At 42.0% G+C, this 19,777-nt stretch carries 14 protein-coding genes; 7 read left to right on the plus strand and 7 right to left on the minus strand.

The annotated features are described in order from the left end of the window. Nucleotides 1–40 precede the first annotated feature (40 nt). Nucleotides 41–1,318, minus strand: coding sequence for a peptide-methionine (S)-S-oxide reductase MsrA (gene msrA / locus AN394_RS09390; RefSeq protein WP_054561534.1), 1,278 nt, complete (start codon nt 1,316–1,318; stop codon nt 41–43). Between the two features lie 157 nt (nt 1,319–1,475). Here msrA and AN394_RS09395 point away from each other — a divergent pair, with 157 nt between their 5' ends. The 5 genes from AN394_RS09395 to AN394_RS09415 all read left to right on the plus strand — a co-directional run bounded on the left by AN394_RS09395 (nt 1,476) and on the right by AN394_RS09415 (nt 8,696). Further along, nucleotides 1,476–2,999, plus strand: coding sequence for a leucyl aminopeptidase (locus tag AN394_RS09395; protein ID WP_055021364.1), 1,524 nt, complete (start codon nt 1,476–1,478; stop codon nt 2,997–2,999). Nucleotides 3,000–3,151: 152 nt separating this feature from the next. After that, nucleotides 3,152–3,820 (plus strand): 5-oxoprolinase subunit PxpB, encoded by a 669-nt coding sequence (gene pxpB / locus AN394_RS09400; protein WP_054561536.1) that lies wholly within the window; start codon nt 3,152–3,154, stop codon nt 3,818–3,820. Then, nucleotides 3,817–4,752, plus strand: a complete 936-nt coding sequence (locus AN394_RS09405; RefSeq protein WP_054561537.1) for a biotin-dependent carboxyltransferase family protein — start codon at nt 3,817–3,819, stop codon at nt 4,750–4,752. Before pxpB ends, AN394_RS09405 begins: the two co-directional genes overlap by 4 nt. Nucleotides 4,753–5,122: 370 nt before the next feature. Next, nucleotides 5,123–6,790, plus strand: coding sequence for an asparagine synthase B (gene asnB / locus AN394_RS09410; protein WP_054561538.1), 1,668 nt, complete (start codon nt 5,123–5,125; stop codon nt 6,788–6,790). A gap of 331 nt (nt 6,791–7,121) precedes the next feature. Next, complete coding sequence (locus AN394_RS09415) at nt 7,122–8,696, plus strand: BCCT family transporter (protein ID WP_054561539.1); 1,575 nt, start codon at nt 7,122–7,124, stop codon at nt 8,694–8,696. Between the two features lie 103 nt (nt 8,697–8,799). Here the strand turns inward: AN394_RS09415 and AN394_RS09420 are convergent, their stop codons facing one another. The 6 genes from AN394_RS09420 to AN394_RS09445 form a co-directional block, all read right to left on the minus strand. Continuing rightward, nucleotides 8,800–9,507 (minus strand): 3'-5' exonuclease, encoded by a 708-nt coding sequence (locus AN394_RS09420; RefSeq protein ID WP_054561540.1) that lies wholly within the window; start codon nt 9,505–9,507, stop codon nt 8,800–8,802. Further along, nucleotides 9,507–11,405: a DUF294 nucleotidyltransferase-like domain-containing protein gene (locus AN394_RS09425; RefSeq protein ID WP_054561541.1), complete on the minus strand. Its 1,899-nt coding sequence runs from the start codon at nt 11,403–11,405 to the stop codon at nt 9,507–9,509. Before AN394_RS09425 ends, AN394_RS09420 begins: the two co-directional genes overlap by 1 nt. 84 nt (nt 11,406–11,489) lie before the next feature. Further along, a complete protein-coding gene (locus AN394_RS09430) occupies nt 11,490–14,567 on the minus strand; it encodes an efflux RND transporter permease subunit (RefSeq protein WP_082401565.1) in 3,078 nt (1,025 codons plus the stop codon). Between the two features lie 2 nt (nt 14,568–14,569). Continuing rightward, the gene (locus tag AN394_RS09435; RefSeq protein WP_082401566.1) at nt 14,570–15,586 is read right to left on the minus strand and encodes an efflux RND transporter periplasmic adaptor subunit; all 1,017 of its coding nucleotides are present in this window, start codon (nt 15,584–15,586) and stop codon (nt 14,570–14,572) included. A 131-nt stretch (nt 15,587–15,717) separates the two neighbouring features. Next, a complete protein-coding gene (locus tag AN394_RS09440; RefSeq protein WP_054561543.1) occupies nt 15,718–16,146 on the minus strand; it encodes a hypothetical protein in 429 nt (142 codons plus the stop codon). Nucleotides 16,147–16,308: 162 nt separating this feature from the next. Continuing rightward, entirely contained in the window at nt 16,309–17,316 is a 1,008-nt protein-coding gene (locus AN394_RS09445) for a rhodanese-related sulfurtransferase (RefSeq protein WP_054561544.1), read from the minus strand. 199 nt (nt 17,317–17,515) lie between these two features. Here AN394_RS09445 and AN394_RS09450 point away from each other — a divergent pair, with 199 nt between their 5' ends. Continuing rightward, nucleotides 17,516–18,841: a DEAD/DEAH box helicase gene (locus AN394_RS09450; RefSeq protein WP_054561999.1), complete on the plus strand. Its 1,326-nt coding sequence runs from the start codon at nt 17,516–17,518 to the stop codon at nt 18,839–18,841. Between the two features lie 2 nt (nt 18,842–18,843). Then, nucleotides 18,844–19,674 (plus strand): S1 RNA-binding domain-containing protein, encoded by an 831-nt coding sequence (locus tag AN394_RS09455; protein WP_054561545.1) that lies wholly within the window; start codon nt 18,844–18,846, stop codon nt 19,672–19,674. Nucleotides 19,675–19,777 lie beyond the last annotated feature (103 nt).

A 19,777-nucleotide genomic window follows, 5' to 3' on the forward strand; every position in this document is an offset into this window, starting at 1 on the left:
AACCAGCCATGTCGGCTGGTTTTCTTACGTCAGTTACCTTTTAAGATTTATCTCTTGGCACAAAATCAAGCACTGTAGCATTTATGCAGTATCTATCTTTACCTCTTGGCCCTTCACCAGGGAACAAATGACCTAAATGAATACCCGAGCTTTTTGATTTAAGCTCAATACGTTGCATGCCATAACTGTTGTCTTCATGCATAGTTACACTGTCTTTTACTGGATGTGTAAAAGAAAGCCAGCCAGTGCCTGAGTTAAATCTATCTCGGGTATCGAATAGCGGCGCTCCACTTAGCTTATCAATAAAAATACCGTCGGGTGTATTTTTAAAGATATCGTACTGCTTACAAAATGGGCTGTCAGTTCTGGCATGAAATGCCACTCTAAAAGCTTCACTGTCACCTAGTTTAAATGCGCCTAAGGCTTTGTAAAACTCATCTTTACTGACATAGCCTTGGCGACCATAAACCTCTTCGCCATTTTCTATAAATAATAACGTGGGTGTTGCCCAAGTCGGCGTTTTAACCGTTAAGCCATCAAGTTGATCAGCATATCGAAAGGTCATTGGTATCGAACCCATGTACTCATTAGCTACCTCTTTTTTAAACTTTTCACAGTATGGGCAATAACCTTTTGCATCTATCACTACAATTTGCTTACCTGCCAATAAGGCTGTGTTATCAACCTGCTGTTTTTCTACTGGTGTGAATACAACGCCCGTTGAATGATCCGGGCAATAGCCATTAGGGTTTTTCTTTAAATAATCTTGGTGATAATCCTCAGCGGCATAAAATGCATCAAGCGGTTTTATCACAGTTACAATCTTGCCGTAGCCTGCTGCTGTTAATTTGCTTTGGTATTCATCTTTAAGTTTATTCGCAACTTCTTGTTGCTCATTATTACTTACCAAAATTGTTGAGCGGTATTGAGTACCAACATCATTCCCTTGGCGATTTAGCTGAGTTGGATCATGATTTTCAAAATAATGCTTTAACAGTGATTGTGTTGTTAACTCGTTGCTGTTGTATGTCACTTTAACAACTTCTGCATAATTGTTTTTATCAAAGCGTCGTGAGCTACGTGTTATGTTCTTGTAGGTCGCTTTAAATCCATGCCCATCGGCATAGCCAGATACCGCATCCAATACACCATCCAGTGCTTCGTATCGTTTTTCTGCTCCCCAAAAGCAACCTGAACCAAGCACAATGGTTTCAATATGCCCTGTCGCGTTATCTGGCATTGTGTCAGCTTTAATTGGGCTGGTGGTAAAAATGGCACTGCAAGTGAATAGTGTCAGTAACATCGACTTAATTGTCATACTAATTTCCTCTTAAAAGCCTGTATTTAAGACAGACCGAGCATAGGTATTAATAATTTCAACTTAAACGCATGCAAACAGCGATTCACCGCTAACAATTTAACTCTTAACCTTATTTACGGTAAAAAACAGCTTTTTAACATTGGGATATTAAAAAATGAAAATTGCACACAGCTTATCTGCTATTGCATTAGGATTAACACTTGCTACGCAAGTGAATGCCGCAGAGTTCACTTTTGCGAAATCAATTAAACCGAACGACAACACCCTAGTTTTATTTTTAGATACAGATAGCCAAGTTGCTAACTTTAATTATTTAAAGCCAGAAACCCAAACTCACATAAATAAAGTCATTGAATTTAGCGACTTTAAAGCAGGCTATGGCAAAACTTTAGAAGTTATCGCACCAAACGGTAGCGACCATCAGCGCATCTTACTTGTTGGCTTAGGAGAGCAGCCAAAACTAGATGCAGCAAAAATGGCAAAACTAGGTGGTAACGTTCACGCTAAATTGCAGTCGGCTAAACAGGAAAATGTTAGCCTTGATTTTTCAGAGCTAAAAGACAGCGCAATCAATGCTAAATATGCAGCAGAATTTGCACATGGCGCAAATTTACGTGACCACCGTTTTGAGCAATACAAAAAAGAACAAGACAGCCATGTTGTTAACTACACATTAGATGTTGAAAATTTAGACCAAGCGGTCAAAACCCATAAACTACTACAAAGCATTGAACAAGGTGTATTTTTAGCGCGTGACTTAACGTCTGAAGTTGCAACAGAAATGACGCCGGTTGATTTTGCTAAAGCGGCAAAAGAGCTTAAAAAGTTAGGTGTTAAAATTACTGTTTTAGAGCCTAAGCAACTTAAAAAGCTGGGCATGGGTGCACTTGAGGCTGTTGGCCGTGGTAGCGAAGAAGGTGCACGTTTAGTGGTTGCACATTATCAAGGTAATAAAAACACCCCTATCGCATTAGTGGGTAAAGGTATTACCTTTGATTCTGGTGGTTACAGCCTTAAAACAGGCGCTTCAATCGCCCGCATGAAATCAGACATGGCAGGTGCAGCTGCTGTACTGGGTACTGTAAAAGCAATGGCACTGGCTAAAGCCGACACAAACGTTGTTGCTGTAATGGGCATGGCAGCTAATATGGTATCGCAATTTGCTGTCGCGCCGGGTGACGTTGTAAGAACCGCTGAAGGTTTAAGCGTTGAAATTGTAAATACAGATGCTGAAGGCCGTTTAGTATTAAGTGATGCAATGTGGTATGCCCGCGACAAGTACAAACCAAGTATTATGGTTGATGTTGCTACCCTAACAGGGTCTAAAATTCGTGCTGTAGGTAATGACTATGCGGCTGTGTTTTCTGACGACGACACCCTTGTAGAGCAACTAACTGTTGCTGGTAAACAAGTAAACGAAAACATATGGCGTTTACCTCTAGGTTATGAAGATGCTTTAAAGTCAGACATTGCTGATCTTAAAAACATCGGTTCACATGGCCCAGGTGCTACTACAGCAGCGAGTTTCTTACAAAACTTTGCCGGTGACACACGTTGGGTTCACATTGATATTGCTGGTAACGCGCTAAATTCTAAAGCAAAAGATGAACTAGCTGAAGGCGGTACAGGCTATGGCGTACGTTTACTGTCTAATTGGTTACTAAATAACGCACAGTAATTAGGCATTGCACTTTATCAAGTGGTTATAAGCTATTATAGCCACTTGATTGTCTTGAGTTTTTCTAATTAACACTAAAGACACATTTACATCATCAACAAACAGCCTATATGCTAATAAGCATTAAGGGATAATAATAAGATTGATACGCAATGACGACGACCAATAGTACACCTAAAATTATGGCGCTCACTACGCATAGCATCTTTTTTGATGCCTATGAAACAGCAAGCGACACACTCACTACGCAAAAGAAAATATGGGCATTAGCCCAATATTGCCAAAGCAGTGATGACTTTGTTGATGTAGTCCCTGCCAATAATAATTTAACGCTTTACCTGAAAGAGCCCGCTCAACTTGCTGGTTGGCTGCCACGATTGCTAGAACAATGGCACGAACTTAAAGCCACAGACTTTAACTCACGTCATCATAAACTTGCGACTCGTTATGGAGGTGAATATGGGCCTGATATAGCGCATGTTGCTAGACATCATAAGCTTTCTGTTGATGATGTTGCTCAAATGCACAGCAGTGCCAAATACCACGTGCTTTTTTTAGGCTTTAAGCCCGGTTTTGCTTATTTAGATGGTTTAAATCCACAACTTTACACACCTCGTCATGCTGAACCAAGGCTCTCTGTTCCAAAAGGTTCTGTTGCTATCGGCGGCGATCAAACCGGTATTTACCCTGAAAGCTCACCTGGTGGCTGGCAAATTATTGGTCATACAGATTTTCGTCTGTTTGATATCAATGCAGCCTCGCCTTGTGCTATTGAACCTGGTGATACTTTAGAGTTTGTTATTCAGGAGGTGTTAAAATGATCACTATCATCAAACCTGGCATGCAAATGTCTATACAAGATCAAGGCCGCACAGGCTCTCGCCATTTAGGCATTGGTCAATCAGGTTGCATAGACCCTTACGCTCAAGTTATTACAAACCGTTTAGTTGGCAACGACGACAACAACCCCGTTATTGAGATCACTTTAGGTCTTGCCGAAATTCAGTTCGATAACGATTACTACATTGCTCTGCACGGCACTGATATGAAAGCCACAGTGAATGGCAACCCTGTTGATCCTGGCTGGAGCTTTTACATAAAAAAAGGCGATGTATTAAAGTTTAATGCTGCACGTCATGGTTTTAGAAGCTACCTTGCTATTGGCGGCGAGTGGCATTTACCTGAGCCCATTTTAGATTCTTACTCAACAGATATATTAGCGGGTTTTGGTGGCTTAACCGGTCAAGCACTACAGGCTGGCGATAGTTTTGATATAACGCCAAGGTACAATACCAAAGTTGGCTTAGGTGCCATGCTACCACCTAAAAGTACACAAATTCGTATTCATGCTGCACCACATGCAGCACTGTTACCAAAAGAAACCATCGTTAACTTTATAAATCATTCTTGGCATGTATCGCCTAATAGTAACCGCATGGGCACAAGACTATTAAGTGATGAGTGTGATATCAGCCATGATGTTTCATTACCCTCTATGGCTGTTGCTCCTGGCTGTATTCAGCTTCCGCCAAATGGTGAACCCATAGTGCTATTAAACGATGCGCAAACAACGGGTGGTTATCCATTGCTCGGCACCGTGATCGAAGCGGATCTTCGTCATTTTGCACAATTAAAACCCGGCGACTTCCTTCACTTTAAGTTTGTTACACTCAACGAAGCCCACGAGGCACAAGAAAAGCTAACTGCGCACTTAAATCAACTTGCGATAGCACTAAACTATATTAATAAATAGCGCTTAATTTATTGATGTTTAAAATGCGAGCAAAGAAAGTCTTTGCTCGCGTTAACTTCATAGCTTGTCTATACATTTAAAAAGGTAAAAACCCTACGTATTCCTTTGCACCAAAGCTGTGCAGAAAGTTTAGTAACAAAAGCCTTTATTCCAGACTCATTATCATCCAATTTGCACAAATCAAGCATTTAAACTGCTCACCCTTTAACCACTTACCCCATACTGGTGCAAAGAGGTAACCGCAGGTGCATATTTTATTCTCAATTAATTAAAAAACCTGTGTGACTTAGGTAATTATTTCTGTTAAAACAAACATTCGCAGTTATATAAATTCTGTTAACTGCGCACATATTTGGAATGAGGAGTCACTATGTGTTCAATTTTTGGGGTATTAGATATTAAATCTGATCCCGCTCAATTGCGTAGCCAAGCAATTGAGATGTCAAAACTATTAAGGCACCGCGGGCCAGATTGGTCTGGCGTGTATTCATCAGATAAAGCTATTTTAGTGCACGAGCGTCTAGCGATTGTTGGCGTATCAAGTGGTGCACAGCCTTTGTACAACCCTGAGCGTACAAATATTCTTGCTGTTAACGGTGAAATTTATAATCACAAAGAGCTCGCTGCTAGCTTAGAAACTGATTTTACTTTTCAAACTCAATCAGACTGTGAAGTTATTTTGGCTTTATATAAACAAAAAGGCCCTGAGTTTTTAGACGATTTAAATGGTATTTTTGCGTTTTGTTTATACGACGAAGAGCAAGATGCTTACTTAATTGGTCGTGACCATATCGGGATTATTCCGCTTTATACGGGTCATGATGAGCATGGTAACTTTTATGTTGCCTCAGAATTAAAAGCATTATCGCCAATTTGTAAACATATTGAAGAGTTCCCTCCGGGTCATTTCTTGTGGAGCAAAGATGGTCAACTTCGTAAGTACTACAGCCGTGATTGGCAAAGCTATGATGCAGTAAAAGACAACGAAGCTAAAGTGAGCGATGTTAAAGAAGGCTTAGAGGCAGCTGTTAAACGTCAATTAATGTGTGACGTTCCATATGGCGTTCTATTATCTGGTGGTTTAGATTCATCGGTTATCTCTGCTATCACACAGCGTTTTGCTGCAAAACGTATCGAAGATAATGACGAGTCTGATGCATGGTGGCCAAAACTGCATTCTTTCTCTGTGGGTCTAGAAGGCTCACCCGATTTAGCAGCTGCACAAAAAGTAGCTGATATGATTGGTACGGTTCACCACCCTATTCACTTTACTATTCAAGAAGGTATTGATGCCCTGCGTGAAGTGATTTATCACATCGAAACGTACGATGTAACAACTATTCGTGCCTCAACGCCGATGTACTTAATGGCGCGCCAAATTAAAGCCATGGGTATTAAAATGGTGTTATCGGGCGAAGGTGCTGATGAGCTATTTGGTGGTTACCTTTATTTCCACAAAGCACCAAATGCGCAAGAGTTCCATGAAGAACTTAACCGTAAAGTCTCTAAACTACATATGTTCGATTGCTTGCGTGCGAATAAATCAATGGCAGCATGGGGCGTTGAAGCGCGAGTGCCATTCTTAGATAAAGAATTTGTAGACGTAGCAATGCGTATCAACCCAGAAGCGAAAATGTGTAAAGACGGTAAAATCGAAAAACACATTATTCGTGAAGCGTTCGACGGCTATCTACCAGACGACGTACTTTGGCGTCAAAAAGAGCAGTTCTCTGATGGCGTAGGCTATAACTGGATTGATACTTTAAAAGAGTATGTGAACGAACAAGTAAGCGATCAAGACCTTGCTAATGCAAAATACAAATACCCGATCAATACGCCTGATTCTAAAGAAGCGTATTTTTATCGTAGTATTTTCGAAGAGCACTTCCCTGGTGATGCAGCTGCGAAATGTGTTCCGCATGGCAAATCAGTTGCTTGTTCTACTCCTGAAGCACTAGCTTGGGATGCATCATTCCAAAACAATGCTGACCCTTCAGGTCGTGCTGCTGGCGTTCATAACGACGCTTACAAAAAGTAGTAACTTTGTGCTGCAAGCCCTGTGTTTGCAGCACTTTCCTCTCAATTGAAATAATTTGCTTTGAAATAATACTGTCATCAAATTATTCCTTCCCCCTACCCAATTTGTTCACAATTCCAACAAAAAACGTAAAAAACTGCATTTATTCGGCTGTTTAGGGACAAAACCATTTACATTTTTTTTCGAACTCCTACACTAAAGACTAGACTTTGGTACAAATTTAGTTCGTCTACAAACTAATTTTAAGTTTTACACGTAAAGAGTATTAGTTGAACTTGTGCCATCCGGCCGTTTAGCTTTCTGCTAGATATAACTACAACAAGAGGTATTCATGAGCGAACATCATGATAAGTACAGTATCGACAATACCGACTACACCGTCGGTCAGGACAATGTACAAAAATGGGGTTTTGATGTGCATAACCCTGTATTTGGCATTAGTGCTGGTTTAATTGCCCTATTCTTAGTGGCAACACTTATTTCAGATGCTGAAACAGCAAAAACAACCCTGAATGGTATTAAGAACGACATTATTAATAACTTTGATGGCTTTTTTATGTGGTCAGCAAACTTATTCGTATTGTTTTGCTTAGCGTTAATTGTTTCACCATACGGTAACATCCGCCTTGGTGGTAAAGAAGCGCGTCCAACTCACTCTCGTATTTCTTGGTTAGCAATGTTATTTGCTGCAGGTATGGGTATAGGCTTAATGTTCTGGGGCGTAGCAGAACCTGTAGCTTACTTTACAGGCTGGTACGAAACACCTCTCGGTGTTGAAGCAAACACGCCAGAAGCTGCCAAAATGGCAATGGGTGCAACTATGTTCCATTGGGGTTTACACCCTTGGGCAATTTACGCCGTTGTTTCGCTTTCTCTCGCATTCTTTTGCTATAACAAAGGTTTGCCGTTATCAATTCGTTCAATTTTTTACCCTATTTTAGGTGACAAAGCATGGGGCTGGCCTGGCCACCTTATTGATATTCTCGCTGTACTTGCCACTCTATTTGGCCTTGCAACGTCTCTTGGTTTAGGCGCGCAACAAGCTGCTGCAGGTATTAACCATGTATTTGGTACTGATAGCGGAATTGGCTTACAAATTGGCGTTATTGTGGGTGTGACGTTACTTGCTGTGATTTCTGTTGTTCGCGGTATTGATGGCGGTGTAAAACTGCTTAGTAACGTAAACATGCTTATTGCTTTTGTATTACTTGTATTTGTTGCACTTGTTGGTTTTTCTGCAGCATTTGGCAACCTTCCAAATACTGTAATGGGTTATGTTGAGAACATTATTCCATTAAGTAACCCTCATGGTCGTGAAGATGAAACATGGATGCATGGCTGGACTGTATTCTACTGGGCTTGGTGGATTTCATGGTCACCGTTTGTAGGTATGTTCATTGCGCGCGTATCTGAAGGCCGTACAATCCGTGAGTTCTTAATTGCTGTATTACTAGTTCCTACTGTTGTGACTATCTTCTGGATGTCGATTTATGGTGGTATCGCTATTGAACAAGTTATTGATAAAGTGGGTGTACTAGGTGAAAAAGGCTTAACTGATGTACCACTTGCAATGTTCCAAATGTTTGAAGCCCTACCAATGTCGCAAGTGCTTTCATTCATTGCAATTGTGTTAGTACTCGTGTTTTTTATTACTTCATCAGACTCAGGATCATTAGTAATCGACTCTATCACTGCCGGTGGTAAAGTTGACGCACCAGTACCTCAACGTATCTTTTGGGCAACAATCGAGGGTGCTATTGCAGCAGCACTTGTTTGGATTGGTGGCACACAAGCAATCGAAGCCTTACAAGCCGGCGCCGTATCTACGGGCTTGCCGTTTACCTTTGTATTGCTATTAATGTGTGTAAGTTTAATTCTTGGCTTACGAACAGAACCAAGACACTAAACCTGCCGTTAAATAATAAAAAACGCCGCATTTGCGGCGTTTTTTATTTATAAGCTTTGCTCAGATAATTTAAATTAACCGGCAAAAGCCGTTGCTACTGGCGCTATATGAGTAATTCGCTTAGCGGTGTATCTTGGCGGTAGTGGTAAGCTATTTGCGCTTGTAGCAGCTCTGCGGTGGCTGTGGCATCATTCAGTGCGTTGTGGTTTTGATACGCAGGTAACGAATAACGAATACGAGAGTCTGCTAAGCGCACAGAATCAAGCTTAGAGTTAAATAATCGCCCTAGTAACCCTTGCTTTGCTCTAAGAGCACGAGTTTCCAGATCTAGCGTGTCTATAACAGCAAATTCAAGCCCTTCGCCTAAGCGAGCTTGCAACGCTTGATATAAAAAGTGCCGTTCAATGGGAGCAAAATGCACCACTATAATTTTGCCTTTTAATGCTGCTAACAAAGGCTCCATAATCGTTGAAAAATCAGGTGCATCGCTCACTTCTGAGTGAGTTATACCATGTATAACAATCGACTCTTCAGCAAGCTTACGCCTTGGTTGAACAATCCAATGTTGGCTATCTTTACAAAAAATACGCTTAGTATTGAATGGGATTAAACCAACACTGACGATATCGTCATTTTGATAATTTAGACCGGTTGTCTCAAAATCAAGTGCAACGAAGGGAACATCGCTAATAGGCATGTTTAAATCACAAAGAGCTGATTCATAAAATGCTTTAATTAGTGGCTGTTTGCTCTGTGCTAATAACTGTTGATACCGAGTGGGCCAATCAAGTTTCGCGCCTTGTTTTGCCATTACTTCATCCCAGTGTTGGCAGAATATCTGAATTTAAGGAAATTCTGCGCTTTATCTAAAATGGCAAACGCCTCTTTGAGATTACGCTGCTCAAAAGGAGAAAGTAAATGAGGCTCTAAGTCGTTATCTGGCGCTTCATCAAGCTTTTCTATTTGCCATGCTTGGTGTCTTATCCTGATCATGGCAATGTATTCTAGGGCATCTCGTAAATCTTGTGCTTTGCCTTCAGGGAGTAATTTAGCTTCGATAATATCTTCTAAACGCTCGAATGAATTTTGTTTACGGCTGCCTATCGCTAATGCGTGCACGCGTATTACGTCAGATAAAGGCGCTGTACCGCGGCGTTTTAAGTTCATAGAGCGCTTGTGTTGTCCATTATGCTCTAACACAAAGTCTTTAAAGAAACCTAAAGGCGGTGTTCTGTTACGCGCATTCGCTGCAAGGTTTGCCAAGAAACGTTTATTCTTACGCCCTTCTGTTGCGATAAAGCGTTTGAGCTCATCGGCCCATTTGTTTTTACCGTAAACACCGTCTAAATCAAAAAAGATCGAGCTGTGTAACAAAGCCTGCGGTTTAGGTTCGGCCATCCAACCTGCAAATTGCTCTTTCCACTGCTCGCGTGTTAAACGCCACTTTTTAAATGACGCCATAATTTCGCCTTCACAATACTTGTAGCCACACTCAGCTAAACCGTCACAAACAAAATCAGCCAAATTCTGGAAGTACTCGTCATGTAACTCCTCGTTAAAATTATTATCAAGGATAATGGCATTATCTTGGTCAGTTACAATTAATTGCTCATCACGCGCCATTGAACCTAGAGCGATGAAGCAATAAGGAACCGGCGGTGGGCCAAACTTTTCTTCAGCTAAATCAAGTAAACGCTGTTTGAAGGTACGCCCTATTACAGCCATTGCGGTACCAATCATGTGTGAGTTAGCGTCTTCGTTAACCATGCGTACAAACACATTAGGCAGCTGCCTTGCATAGTGAGCTAAATCTTCAACCGATTGCTGAGCTAATATGCCGCGTACTAACAATAAGCTACTTTGCGACTCGTAGCGTAAAATATCTGATAACGAAATAACGCCAATCGGTTTTTTCTTAACGACTACAGGCAGGTGGTGAATATTATCTCTGAGCATTGCAAGCACGGCTTCAAACACATACGCATTGCTATCAAGAAGTACTAAGTCCTTTTGCATTATTTGCGCGGCTGGCGTTTCGTAACTTAACCCTTCAGCAATAACGCTGGTACGTAAGTCACGGTCGGTAATGATGCCAACTACTTGGCCGTCGTCGTCATCAGGATCATCACTGATTGGTTTATCGGCATCAGTAACTAGTACAGACGATACTGACTCTTGCGTCATTAATTGCGCAACCATTTGCACTGATGCATCTTTTGCCACAGTAACAACATCACGATGAAGAAGCGACTTTACCTTAGCAGTTGTTAAATCGTTGCTGTCAGCTTGTTCAACAATTGCCTGATGAAGGCGCACATTACCATCGGCTTCAAAGAAATCGGCGAACACTTCGTACTCATCACAAAACTCGTTAAACAACTTAACATTGATGCAATAAACTAAGGTATCTTCAAGCGCCTTTGCCGGAAAACGCACTTTACGGTTCATAAGAAGGCCCATTGAACCAAAGATCCCACCGATAGTTAAACGGTTGTATAAATCACCATCACGGCGATACATTTCAACGGCACCACTGCGTATAACATATAAATCAGCGATATCTTCGCCATAATTTAATATTTCAGTACCTGCGCGAAAATAAGCGATTTCGATTTGTGCTGCGAGTTTATTTACTGCCTCTTCAGGAAGATCATCAAATGGAGCATGATCAGAAAGAAATTGGGCAATATCGACGTGTTCGGCTTGCATACGCGTACCTAGATTAAACCATTTGATTTAATTGTGAGGGTAATTGGCTATTTTTTCAAAGAAAAAATAGCCAATTAAGTAGGATTAAGCCTTTTCTAACTCTTCAGCCAGAAGTTTCGACTCATCTCCCCTCGGTTTAGTAAAGCGGGCTAAACCAAGATAAATAACAGGCGTTAAATAGAGGGTAAATAACACCGCCAGTGCTAAACCGCCAAATACTACCCAACCAATGGCGTTACGAGCCTCAGCCCCTGCACCGGTAGATAATATAAGTGGTAATGCACCCAGTAAGGTTGAAACCAGTGTCATCGCGATTGGGCGAAGACGAACCAATGCGGCCTCTTCTACTGCAACTCTAACCGAGCGTCCTTGGTCACGTAACTGGTCAGCAAACTCCACTAGCAAGATGGCATTTTTAGCAATTAGACCAATCAGCATCACTAAACCAATTTGCGAGTAAATGTTTAATGATGTACCTGTTAGATACAGCGCTAGAATTGCAGATGTAATACCAAACGGTACTGTGATCATAACAACGATTGCACTATTCACACTTTCAAATTGTGCAGCCAATACCAAAAGAACAATTAAAAAGGCCAGAACATAGGTCACTAATACTTCGTTGGCAGTTTCTTCAAAAGTTAATGCCTCACCTTTAAACGCTAAGCTGATGCCAGCAGGCAGAGATTGCTCTGAAATATCACGAATTTTTGTTACCAGCTCAGCAATAGTTACGCCCTCAGGCATTTCCATACTCAGTTCAATAGCACGGCGCTGCGCGTGGCGCTCAAGCTCAGCTGCAACACCTTCTTCAGTAATCGTTGCTACACTACTAAGTGGCACTAACTGACCATTACGGCCACCAACATACAAGTTAGCTAAATCGCTCGGGTTTGTGATTGTTTGGTTTTGTGCTTGCAACATAATCGGGATTGATTGGTCACCAATATTTAAATCGGCGATATCATCACCATTGATTGCAGCGCGAAGTGTCACAGAGATATCATTGAGCGATACGCCTAGCTCTTCAGCACGACGTCTATCAATATTTACCCGTAATTGTGGCTGTGACGGCTGATATGAAATACGTACAGGTGCCACTTCTGGCACTGCTTTTTCAATTTCAGCAGAGAAGTCTTGCGCAGCTTTAAATATCTCGAGGTAGTCTTGGCCCAATAACGCAAGCTCAATACCACCACCTTGACCACGCAGGTTCAAACTATTTGAGCCACCTGGGTAACCAGCCGCACCAGGAATATTCCCTAAAGGCTCACGTATTTTATTGATAATTTCTTGCTGACTAAAGTGACGTTCGTCCCAATGTTTTAGTGGCACAGTAATAAATACAATATTTGGATCCCACTGCCCAACCACAGTGTAAATAGACTCAATATCACCACTTTCAACATACGGCAGTAAGATATCTTCCATTTGAACCGCTTGCCTGTCCATAAAATTCAGGCCAACACCATCTGGACCACGGGCAAAAATACGAATTTTACCGCGATCTTCTGTTGGTAATAACTCGTTATCTAAATTGAAATACAGTGCACCAGAGCCTGCAGCGACCAACAAACACGCAAAAAAGGTAAGCCATGCATGTTCAAGTACACCATGTATTGTGCGCTTATAAACAGCGGCTAACACATGACCAACTTTTGCAAATGGATGAAAACCGCCCTGCTTTAATTTCAGTTTTGATGTCAGCGCAGGGACCAAAGACAGCGCTACAAAGCTTGATATGATAACAGCGCCAGCTAATACCCCACCAAACTCTCTAAATAGTCGCCCTGCTGTTGATGGTAAAAAAGCGATAGGCACAAACACCGCAGCTAATACGGCGGTTGTTGCCACAACAGCAAAGAATACTTCACGGGTACCAACCACTGCAGCTGCTCGACGACCAAGACCTAAGCCCCGCTGACGTTGTATGTTTTCACTTACCACAATGGCATCATCTACAATTAGGCCTGTAGCTAACACGAGTGCAAGCAAGGTAAGAATATTAATTGAGAAACCAAGCGCCCAAATAAGTGCTAAAGAGCCAATTAATGCAACAGGTATCGCAAATGCAGGAACCAGCGTTGCGCGCCATGAGCCAATAAACACCCACAGTGTGATCACCACTAACAGCACGGTTAGTAACAGTGAGTTAATAACTTCATCAACTGAGCTTCTGATAAACTGAGCATCGTCAGAGGTTAAAGTGAATTCCATTTCAGGAAAACGTACTCGCATGCGCTCGATTAAAGTTAGCACTTCATCAGAAATTTCAATGGTATTAGATTGCGCCTGACGAATAATTTCCATGCCAATCACAGGTGTGCCATTAAGCCTTACGAATGAACGCGGATCGGCTGGGCCAAAGTAAACAGCCGCAACATCGCCAATACGGGTATCGTCACGAACGATGATATCGGCTACTTGTTCTGCTGATATTGACGTTGCATCAGCACGAACAATCACCTGTTGGTCGCTTGATTTTAAACTACCCGCAGGCACATCAAAGGGAGCTTGGCGAAGTACATTGGCAATATCTGGTACCGTAAGGTTAAAGCTGCTTAACTTAAGTGGGTCGATGCGCACTCTAAGCACCCGTTCACGGTCGCCATTTAAACGAACATCAGCAACGCCTGGAATGGTTAAAAACTGCGGAGCTAAGTCGACATCAACACGCTCTGTCAACGCCTCAAGGGATAAGCTATCACTTGATACCGTTAACGATACAACCGCTTCGGCATCGTTATCGGCTTTAATAATTGATACCCGTTCAACTTCTTCGGGTAATTCTCGCTGCACACGGGCTACCGATTCACGCGTTTCGTTTGCAGCATCATCTAAATTTACACCGGGACGAAACTCAACCACGATACGAGCATTGTTTTCTTCACTTTGCGCGCGAATCGACTTTACACCACTAACCCTAGCAACCGCCCCTTCGAGCTTGCTAGTTACTTCGGTATCTACGGTCTCCGGTGAACCACCAGGAAAAGACGCTGATACAGTAATACGAGGTCTATCAACATCAGGTAGCTCACGTACTTCAACCCCTGCTATTGCTGCAATACCGGCGATAATAATGAGTAAGTTAAGTACCACGATTAAAACAGGGCGACGTATCGCCATTGATGGTAAGTCTTCCATCATAGGTTGCTGTTTCATCATTACTCCTTGGCTAGCTGCACTTCATTGATGAAATTAAGCTCTTGATTAGGTCTTAGGCGTTGAACTCCTTCTGTCACCAATAAGTCACCTTCGTTTAAGCCACCAGAGACTAACAAGCGCCCTGCTAAACGCTGCTCAATTTTAACATCAACGCGAGTTGCTTTTTTATCGACGCTCTTCCATACGTAAGGGCCTGCTGCCCCCCACATCATGGCTGCTTCAGGTACTACGGCAAGCTCTTCACCTAGAATATTTATATGCACACGAAAGCTCATACCCGGCATAAATTGCTGGGCATTATTATCAAGTTTGGCTTTTGTTCTGAGTGTGCGGGTTTGGGCATTAATACGCGAATCAAGCTCTGCCACCTGAGCCGTGTAAGCTTTATCGCCTAACCAAGGCACCACTTCGACCGAAGATTTTTGTTTAAGCACAGAGATAGCAGCCTCTGGGGCATTAAAATTGATATAAAGCTCAGAAATATCATCAATGGTGGCAATGGCTGTTTGGGTTGTGATCCTATCGCCTACTTCAACGTCAGTTAAACCCATAACACCACTAAAAGGAGCACGAACTTCGCGGTCTTCACGCTCTGTTTTCGCTTGCATTAACTGGACTTTTGCAAGCTCATAAAGCGTTTTCGCATCATCTAAATCACTTTGCGGTACTGCACCACGGGCGTGGCTTTCTTCAAGCCTTTTCATGGTACGCTCAGCATCTTTTAAAGTAATTTCAGCTTCGATCAACGCTGCCTTTTGTCTACGTGAATCAAGCTCTAATAGTAAGTCGCCTTTGGCAACGTTATCGCCTGGTTTAAAGTAAACAGCAGTGACTCTGTCCCCAACGGCTGGGTAAAGAGTGACTGAGTGAATCGCTTCAGCATTACCCACGGCTTTTATCTGTTGTTTAGACTTTTCAACAGACACTGATTCTACAACTACATTAGCCGCTTCAGCGACGGAAATACAACTAATACAGGCAATTAAAGTCCATGTATGTAATTTGCCAATTGTCAAAATTTCACCTAAATAAGAATCGTTTTAATTGTTACGAAGTGTAACAGCTTTGTGATCAATAAAAAGCTGACTTCGTTTAATAAACAATTAGCCAAGGTGAAATAAACCCATACATCGCCTGTGTTTTCTAATTAGAAACGACAATGTGATGAATCGACTTCTTTTAAGTGTGCTTCGCTTGCAATGGTTACCTCTACACAATCAGATTGATCAGTTATTTGTTCCTTTTGAATTAGTGTAAAACTACCTTCTTGCTCTGATCTTAATGAATACTCAAAGGTATCATTACTACCTTCTGATATAGCTGTTACTAGGCCGCCAACAAGTGCCCCAGCAATTGCCCCTGCAATCATATCTTCGTGGTTGCCATCTAGCTGATCAACAAGACCAATTGTAGAGCCTGCTGCTATACCCGTTTCAACGTTGGATGATAGCTTAACTGGCTGAACCGATGTCACTTTTGCATAAAAGCGTTTAATCATTACATTTTGGTCGGCTCTATCTACCCCTTGTGTCGCGCAGCCACCTAAAAATAGTAAACCTAGCAGTAATTTATTCATTCTATTGTCATCCCATCAGTATAAAGCTTAAGTTAGATAGTATTTCTAAGGTCAGTTAGAGACTGTTTAAGATGTGTAAAAAACTGTATGTAGCTAAAACGAACAGGCATAAAAAAAACCCCAGACAAAGCTGGGGTTTCTATCAATTCATAAAGCTAACAATTACTGTTGGCGCTGTGCTTCTTTTTGCGCTTTTTTAGCTTCTTTACGCTTACGAAGAACTTCTTGCGCTTCGTTACCGATGTGACCTTCACCACGCGCTTGTGCTAATTCGATTTGCTTTTGACGCTCAGCAAAACGTGCACGTTGCTCTTCTGTTAGGCTGTCGTGACAGTGATGACACGATACACCTTCCATGTATTCTGGCTTTTGCTTTTCTTCTTCAGTGATAGGCATACGACACGCGTGACATTGGTCGTAAGAGCCTTTTTGTAAGTCGTGATTTACCGCAACACGGTTATCAAATACAAAACACTCACCTTCCCACATGGTTTCTTCTTTTGGTACTTCTTCTAAGTACTTAAGAATGCCGCCTTCAAGGTGGAATACTTCGTCAAAGCCTTGCTCTTTCATGTACGCAGTTGATTTTTCACAGCGAATACCACCGGTACAGAACATAGCAACTTTTTTGTGCTTTTCTGGGTCTAGGTTTTCTTTCGCCCACGCTGGGAATTCGCGGAACGTTTTGGTGTTTGGATCAACCGCATTTTGGAAAGTACCGATCTCAATTTCGTAATCGTTACGCGTATCGATAAGAATCACTTCAGGGTCTGAAATTAACGCATTCCATTCAGCTGGTTTTACGTATGTACCCACTACTTCACGTGGGTCGATACCTTCAACACCCATAGTTACGATTTCTTTTTTCAGTTTTACCTTAGTACGGTAGAACGGGCATTCGTCATCGTATGACTCTTTAGTCACGATGTTGTCTAGGTTTGGTTGTGAATCTAACCATGCAAGTAGGTTATCGATACCTTCACGTTTAGCAGAAACAGTACCGTTGATACCTTCAGCCGCAAGTAACAAAGTACCGCGTACTTCATTGTCTTCCATTACTTTAAGTAATGGTTGGCGAATAGCTTCAAAATCTGGAAGGGCTACAAATTTGTAAAGTGCGCAAACAACAAAGTGCTCGCTAGTTACATTGTCTTTATGAACAGCAGTCATGGTTTTACCTTTTGCTTTAAATGCCCATGTGGGGCGTTAACCGAATCGCAAATCCGGCGCATTGAGGGCGCGTATTTTACGCGAATTAGCGATAATTGCAAAAACTGATGCGAAATAGCTGTGTTTTTACTGTCTCCAAGTGAGGCAAGTGCGTTATAATGAACAGGATTTACAAATTTTGCTCATCGGAGATTACGCATTGCATTTTACTGAACTTGGGATTGATACACGCCTCGAAAAACAACTTGCGCATCAAGGCATCACCCAGCCCACTGACATTCAAGCTCACGCGGTACCTACAGCTATCGCAGGCCATGATATTTTTGCACAGTCAAAAACAGGATCGGGCAAAACGCTGGCGTTTTTATTACCTGCTGTACAGCGCGTAATGAAACAAAAAGCACTCAGTAAACGCGACCCTCGCGTTTTAATCGTTGCGCCTACCCGCGAATTAGCAACCCAAGTGTACAGCCAATTAAGGCTATTAATTGCCGGTACAAACATTAGTGCTGTAAAAGTACTGGGTGGTGAAAACTTTAATGACCAAATTAAAGCACTACGCAAAGACCCACATTTTGTAGTAGGTACACCAGGGCGTTTAGCTGACCATTTGAGTCAACGCTCATTACAGCTTTCAGGCTTAGAGCTGTTAATTTTTGATGAAGCTGACCGTATCTTAGATTTAGGCTTTACCGATCAAGTTAAAATGATTAACGAGCTTGCTGATCACCGTTTACGCCAAACGTTATTGTTTTCAGCAACTCTTGACCATGCACAAGTTGATGCCCTATCACGTAACCTTTTACGTTCACCAAAACAAATTCTGTTAAGTGCTTCTAACGAGCAACATAGTGACATTACTCAGCAACTTTATTTAGCTGATCACTTAGATCACAAAGAAGCCCTACTTGAGCACTTTGTAAAACAAGACAATGTTGGCCAATGCATTATTTTCACCGCAACACGTGCCGACACTCAGCGTTTAAGTCAGCTATTAAATGATAAAGGCTTTAAAGCGCAAGCGCTTGCGGGTGACTTAACACAGGCTAAGCGCCTTGAAATTATGGACGCCTTTAGCCGTGAAAACTTTAAAATCTTAATCACCACCGATGTTGCATCGCGTGGTCTTGATTTATTAAGCGTAACCCACGTAATTAACTTCGACCTACCAAAACATGCTGAAGAGTATGTGCACCGTATTGGTCGTACTGGTCGCGCAGGGTTTAAAGGAACTGCTATTTCGTTAGTAGGCCCGAAAGATTGGCCAAGCTACAAAGCAATTAAAGCATTTTTAAATGATGAATTAAGCTTTTTCACCGTTGACGGCCTTGTTGGTAAATTTAAAGGTCTGCGTGAGAAAAAACCAAACACAGTTTGGAAAAAAGCAGAGAAAAAAGTGGCTGCTAAACCTGCAAAACCAAAACGCAAAGCAGCCCCTAAAAAGCCAAAAACCCCTATTCAAGCACCAATTGATGTAGATGGTTTTGCTCCAATGCGCCGTAAGAAAAAGCCAGAACAGGAATAACAATGAGTATTTTAGGAACCACACAAACCCTTTTCGTTAACGAAATGTCTAACGAAGGTGCTTATTTAGATGGCCGTGATTTAGGAGAAGTATTCTTACCAAGCAAAGAAATTGATTACGAATTAGAAGCTGGCGACAGCGTGCAAGTATTCATTTACTTAGATCACGCAGGTCACCCAACTGGCACTACAAAAAAACCTTTAGCTGAAGTAGGCGAATTTGCCCTACTACGTGTTAAAGCAATCAATAGCACCGGTGCGTTTATGGATTGGGGCCTCGAAAAAGACGTACTAGCGCCATACAACGAACAAAAGCCAAAAATGAAAGACGGCTTTTCGTATCTTGTACGCTTATACCTCGATAACGCCAGCAAACGTATTTGTGCATCGAGCAACTTTAATAAGTTTTTATCGAAAGAAGAACCAACTTACTCTGTAATGGAAGAAGTTGACTTAATCGTTGCCGGTAAAACAGACCTAGGCTACAAAGTACTTGTAAACGAAGCTCACATTGGCGTTGTTTATTACAACACGGTATTTAAAAAGCTGTTTGTTGGCCAACGCTTAAAAGGCTTTATTCAAAAAGTACGTGAAGACGGTAAAATCGACGTACTACTTGAAAAGCCAGGCATGGGCAAAGTAAACGACTTAGGCGAAAAAATCTTAGCTAAATTAAAAGCCGAAGGCGGCGTACTTCACTTAGGCGATAAGTCAGACCCAGAAGCAATTAAAAAGACCTTCTCGACCAGTAAAGCAAACTACAAAAAAGCCATTGGCGGTTTGTTTAAGCAAGGTTTGATTGATATTGAAGCGACGTCGATTAGATTGAAATAAGTTGCGAGTTGCGAGTTGCAGGTTGCGAGTTGCGAGTTGCGAGTTGCGAGTTGCGAGTTGCGAGTTGCGAGTTGCGAGTTGCGAGTTGCGAGTTGCGAGTTGC

The organism is Pseudoalteromonas sp. P1-26, assembly GCF_001401795.1.
Classification (GTDB): Bacteria; Pseudomonadota; Gammaproteobacteria; order Enterobacterales; family Alteromonadaceae; genus Pseudoalteromonas.

Excerpts from the sequence above, each read along its gene's own strand:
- AN394_RS09420 (WP_054561540.1), bottom strand. The coding sequence starts at position 9,507 with ATGGCAAAACAAGGCGCGAAACTTGATTGGCCCACTCGGTATCAACAG.
- pxpB (WP_054561536.1), top strand. The coding sequence starts at position 3,152 with ATGACGACGACCAATAGTACACCTAAAATTATGGCGCTCACTACGCAT.
- AN394_RS09440 (WP_054561543.1), bottom strand. The coding sequence starts at position 16,146 with ATGAATAAATTACTGCTAGGTTTACTATTTTTAGGTGGCTGCGCGACA.
- AN394_RS09415 (WP_054561539.1), top strand. The coding sequence starts at position 7,122 with ATGAGCGAACATCATGATAAGTACAGTATCGACAATACCGACTACACC.
- AN394_RS09455 (WP_054561545.1), top strand. The coding sequence starts at position 18,844 with ATGAGTATTTTAGGAACCACACAAACCCTTTTCGTTAACGAAATGTCT.
- AN394_RS09395 (WP_055021364.1), top strand. The coding sequence starts at position 1,476 with ATGAAAATTGCACACAGCTTATCTGCTATTGCATTAGGATTAACACTT.
- AN394_RS09405 (WP_054561537.1), top strand. The coding sequence starts at position 3,817 with ATGATCACTATCATCAAACCTGGCATGCAAATGTCTATACAAGATCAA.
- asnB (WP_054561538.1), top strand. The coding sequence starts at position 5,123 with ATGTGTTCAATTTTTGGGGTATTAGATATTAAATCTGATCCCGCTCAA.
- msrA (WP_054561534.1), bottom strand. The coding sequence starts at position 1,318 with ATGACAATTAAGTCGATGTTACTGACACTATTCACTTGCAGTGCCATT.
- AN394_RS09425 (WP_054561541.1), bottom strand. The coding sequence starts at position 11,405 with ATGCAAGCCGAACACGTCGATATTGCCCAATTTCTTTCTGATCATGCT.
- AN394_RS09445 (WP_054561544.1), bottom strand. The coding sequence starts at position 17,316 with ATGACTGCTGTTCATAAAGACAATGTAACTAGCGAGCACTTTGTTGTT.
- AN394_RS09430 (WP_082401565.1), bottom strand. The coding sequence starts at position 14,567 with ATGAAACAGCAACCTATGATGGAAGACTTACCATCAATGGCGATACGT.